A 3,509-nucleotide genomic window follows, 5' to 3' on the forward strand; every position below is an offset into this window, starting at 1 on the left:
TGGCAGAGAGCGATCCCGTTGACGGTGGAAGCCATCTGGCTCAGATTGCATGCCGCGCCGATGGTTGTCGGCGCATGGATATCTGCTGGCCCAAACCCGCCGCTGCTTCCCGACATAGGACGTTGTCACTGACGATCATCATCGGCCTGCCACGCTCGGCGATCAGATCGGTCAGCTCGCGCACGACCCGCCGACCCGAGATCGACGTGTCCACCACCGCCCGGAGGCATTCACGCGTGACGTCGTCGACGATGTTGAGCACGCGGAACCGTCGGCCGGTGACGAGCTGGTCGTGGACGAAGTCCAGGCTCCAGCGCTGGTTCGGGAGCGCCAGCACCGGCGCGGGCGCCCGTGCGCCAACCGCGCGCCTTCGTCCCTTCCGGCGCCTGACCGTCAGCCCTTCCTCGCGGTAGAGCCGCTGGGTCTTCTTGCGATTGATCGTTATGCCGTCCCGGCGCAGCAGGATGTGCAGACGCCGATAGCCGAACCGCCGGCGCTGCTGCGCCAGCTCACGCAAACGCGACCGCAGGTCGCCATCATCTGCCCGGCACGAGCGATACCGCATGCTCGTGCGATCCGCTCCGACAACCGCGCATGCCCGCCGCTCGCTCAACCCCAACGTCGCCTGGAGATGCGCGACTGCCTGCCGCTTCGCGGCGGGCGTCACCACTTTTTTGACAGCAGGTCTTTCAACCCCGCGTTGTCCAGCATCGTGTCCGCAAGCAGCCGCTTGAGCCGCGCGTTCTCCTCTTCGAGCGACCTCAGACGCTTCGCGTCGGACACCTCCAGGCCGCCGAACTTCGCCTTCCACGCATAGTAGGTCGCGCTCGACATCCCGTGCCTGCGGCACAGCTCCGTCACAACCGCGCCCGCCTCGGCCTCCTTCAGGATGCCGATGATCTGCTCTTCCGAAAACTGCTTCCGCTTCATTCCGTCCGTCCCTTCAAGGGCCGGTCTCTAGCTCAAACTGGATGAAGAAACGGGGGTCACGTCAGAACAGTTCGAGGCAGAGGCGCGGTTCGAGGCCATGTTCCAGGCCAATCCGGCGCCGGCGCTCATCATGCGACTGTCGGATCAACGGTATAGCCGGGCAAATCGCGGCTTCCTTGAAATGACCGGCTATCCCCGCCAGACGGTCCAGGGCAACAGCCTGTACGACCTCGACATTCTGAACGGCGCCGAGCGAAAGGACTATGCCAAACAGTGCCTCGCGGAAGGCCGGACGATCCCGCAGATGGAAGCCGAGTTGCCGCTACCTGATGGCAACACCAAGCTCGTCATCATCGCCGGGCAGCCGATCGAAGTCGGCGACGACAAGTGCATGCTGTTCACCTTCGCCGACCTGGAGCCGCGCCGGAAGGCAGAGCGTGCATTGCGATCGAGCGAGACGCACTTTCATACCCTGTTTCAGATGGCGCCGGTGGCGATGGTGCTGACTTCGCCCGACAGTCACCGCACGATGGACGTGAACGACGCCTTCGTTCGCCTCACCGGCCGCAGTTCGGCCTGCTCCATCGGCAGGGCAGCCGGCGACCCCGAGCTTTGGGCCGATCAGGGGCGAGCGCTGCACGCTGTGGCTCTATCAAGACATTACCACGCGTCGGAGGAGTGAGCTGGAGCTCGCCGACGCGATCGAGGCGGTGATGAAGGATGCGAGCTGGTTCAGTCGGACCGTAATGGACAAGCTCGCGACATTGCGTAACCCACATGCGGCGACCGCCATTGAGACAGCGGACTTGACGCCTCGCGAGCGCGAGGTGTTGGGGCTGATCTGCGAGGGTCTGGACGACAAGGCGATTGCGAAGCGCCTCTCGCTCTCAGGCAATACAGTGCGTAATCACGTCGCCGGCATTTACGGCAAAATCGGGGTCAACCGGCGCGCCGCGGCGATCGCCTGGGCACGGGAACGCGGCCTCTCCTAGATCGAATGGCAGCCATATGACCCTGCGTATGTCCTGGACTCTGTGCTTGCTTCCGGCCCTGTCGCTGGCGGTAGGATGCTCCGCGCCACAGGCCGACCCTGCCAACTCGAACTGCGCGCCCGATGCGCAGGGGCTCTCATCTCCCGACGCACGGCCGTCTCCCCCACTACCCCACTCTCCGCCGCCAGCGCCCGGACCCAACTATTCGAGCAGTGTCGCTATCGCCCTGCCCGGCCTGCCCGACACCCGCGGCTTGGATGACGCCCAGCTCGACGCGATGTTCGATGCGGCGGTTGCACAGGCGCGGCCAGGTGAGGAGAAGCGCGCCGTCTGTGTCGGGATGCAGGGCCTTGCGGATTCGGCCGTGACCGATGCTCCGCCGAGGATCGTGCAGCGCCTAAGCGAGGGAGTGAGACTCCCCGCCGTCCCAGCATCACAATGCCAAGCCGATGTTCACCCCTTCGTGATGGCGACCAAGGCGAATGCCATCCTCTACACCGTTAAAGTCGAATCCCGCGACGCGCGGGGCGTTCTGACCTTTGTGGCGATGGCAACCTTCGGAAATCTTGGCGCCAAAGGGATGCAGTTTCGGCTCGTTCGCGAGCAAGGACGCTGGACGCCGCGGCACACCGGCAAGACCATTTATTCATGAGGCGGCCGTGACTCTCCGCACCATCAGGGTCGCTGTGGCAATACTGACCGCTTCGGGATGTGCGGCGTTGCCCGAAGCGGAGAGCGCCCGACCATCGGCCGCGTTGCTGAAACCTTGGCCAAGCTCCACCGGAACGCTGAAGCGGCCGACGCACCCTATATCGAGAAGGTGCGCGACGAACTCCAAGCGTCAGGCGCCTCGCTCGAGCAGGCGGCAGCGCAGATGATTGCAAATGAACGGCAGGACTACCGTGCCGCCTACAAGGACCATGCTGCACACTTCCTGTCGGTGACACCCGGGTACGGCCGCTTCCTCTACGAGATGGCGCGGGCCACGAAGGCAACGCGAATTGTGGAGTTCGGCACATCGATGGGCATCTCCACCATCTATCTGGCGGCCGCGCTCCAGGATAATGGCGGTGGCCAGCTCATCGGCTCCGAGATGGAGCCCACGAAGGTCGCGCGCGCCCGCGCGCACGTCCAGGCGGCGGGGCTCGCCGACCTGGTCGAGATTCGAGAGGGCGACGCGCTGGAGACGCTCCGGGATCTCGACAGCGTGATCGATCTGGCGCTGATCGACGGCGCGTGGTCGCTATACCTTCCGGTGCTCAAGCTGATCGAGCCGAAACTGCGGCCCGGCGCGGTGATCCTCGCCGAGAACGCCTTCGCCGAGGATTACCTGGACTATGTCCGCGCGCCGGCCAACGGCTACATCGCGCAGACCCTGCCGATCGATGAAGGCCGCGGAAACGAGTTCGCGGTACGCGTCGGATGACAGGCGCGACCGCAGCGGGCGGCGCCGGTGCCAGATGGGGGCACCTCAAGGTTTGTCATATGGACAGCGGCAGTCGGAACAAATGGTCAACAAAAGCCTGAGCGTTGCCGCAAAGTATATTAAGTTTCGTGGGTTTGTGAGGTTGGACGAGTTGGAAGTTA

General features: G+C 64.5%; 4 protein-coding genes and 1 pseudogene. 4 read left to right on the forward strand and 1 reads right to left on the reverse strand.

The annotated features are described in order from the left end of the window. Positions 1 to 121 precede the first annotated feature (121 nt). Positions 122 to 930: pseudogene (locus HBH26_RS20270) on the reverse strand (IS3 family transposase); the annotation flags it as partial. Positions 931 to 1,027: 97 nt separating this feature from the next. Between HBH26_RS20270 and HBH26_RS20275 the strand changes: the two are divergent. The 4 genes from HBH26_RS20275 to HBH26_RS20285 all read left to right on the forward strand — a co-directional run bounded on the left by HBH26_RS20275 (position 1,028) and on the right by HBH26_RS20285 (position 3,348). After that, positions 1,028 to 1,612 (forward strand): PAS domain-containing protein, encoded by a 585-nt coding sequence (locus HBH26_RS20275; protein ID WP_239024962.1) that lies wholly within the window; start codon positions 1,028 to 1,030, stop codon positions 1,610 to 1,612. Between the two features lie 31 nt (positions 1,613 to 1,643). Then, the gene (locus HBH26_RS20950) at positions 1,644 to 1,922 is read left to right on the forward strand and encodes a response regulator transcription factor (RefSeq protein ID WP_239024963.1); all 279 of its coding nucleotides are present in this window, start codon (positions 1,644 to 1,646) and stop codon (positions 1,920 to 1,922) included. A gap of 253 nt (positions 1,923 to 2,175) precedes the next feature. Next, positions 2,176 to 2,574, forward strand: a complete 399-nt coding sequence (locus HBH26_RS20280) for a hypothetical protein (RefSeq protein WP_168136367.1) — start codon at positions 2,176 to 2,178, stop codon at positions 2,572 to 2,574. A gap of 57 nt (positions 2,575 to 2,631) precedes the next feature. Beyond that, on the forward strand, positions 2,632 to 3,348 hold the full coding sequence (locus HBH26_RS20285) for an O-methyltransferase (RefSeq protein WP_168136368.1): 717 nt from the start codon (positions 2,632 to 2,634) through the stop codon (positions 3,346 to 3,348). Positions 3,349 to 3,509 lie beyond the last annotated feature (161 nt).

The sequence above is a fragment of the Sphingomonas corticis genome, assembly GCF_012035195.1.
In the GTDB taxonomy this organism is placed as follows: domain Bacteria; phylum Pseudomonadota; class Alphaproteobacteria; order Sphingomonadales; family Sphingomonadaceae; genus Sphingomonas; species Sphingomonas corticis.

Coding starts and splice junctions, on each gene's coding strand:
- HBH26_RS20275 (WP_239024962.1), top strand. CDS start 1,028: ATGTTCCAGGCCAATCCGGCGCCGGCGCTCATCATGCGACTGTCGGAT.
- HBH26_RS20285 (WP_168136368.1), top strand. CDS start 2,632: ATGTGCGGCGTTGCCCGAAGCGGAGAGCGCCCGACCATCGGCCGCGTT.
- HBH26_RS20950 (WP_239024963.1), top strand. CDS start 1,644: ATGAAGGATGCGAGCTGGTTCAGTCGGACCGTAATGGACAAGCTCGCG.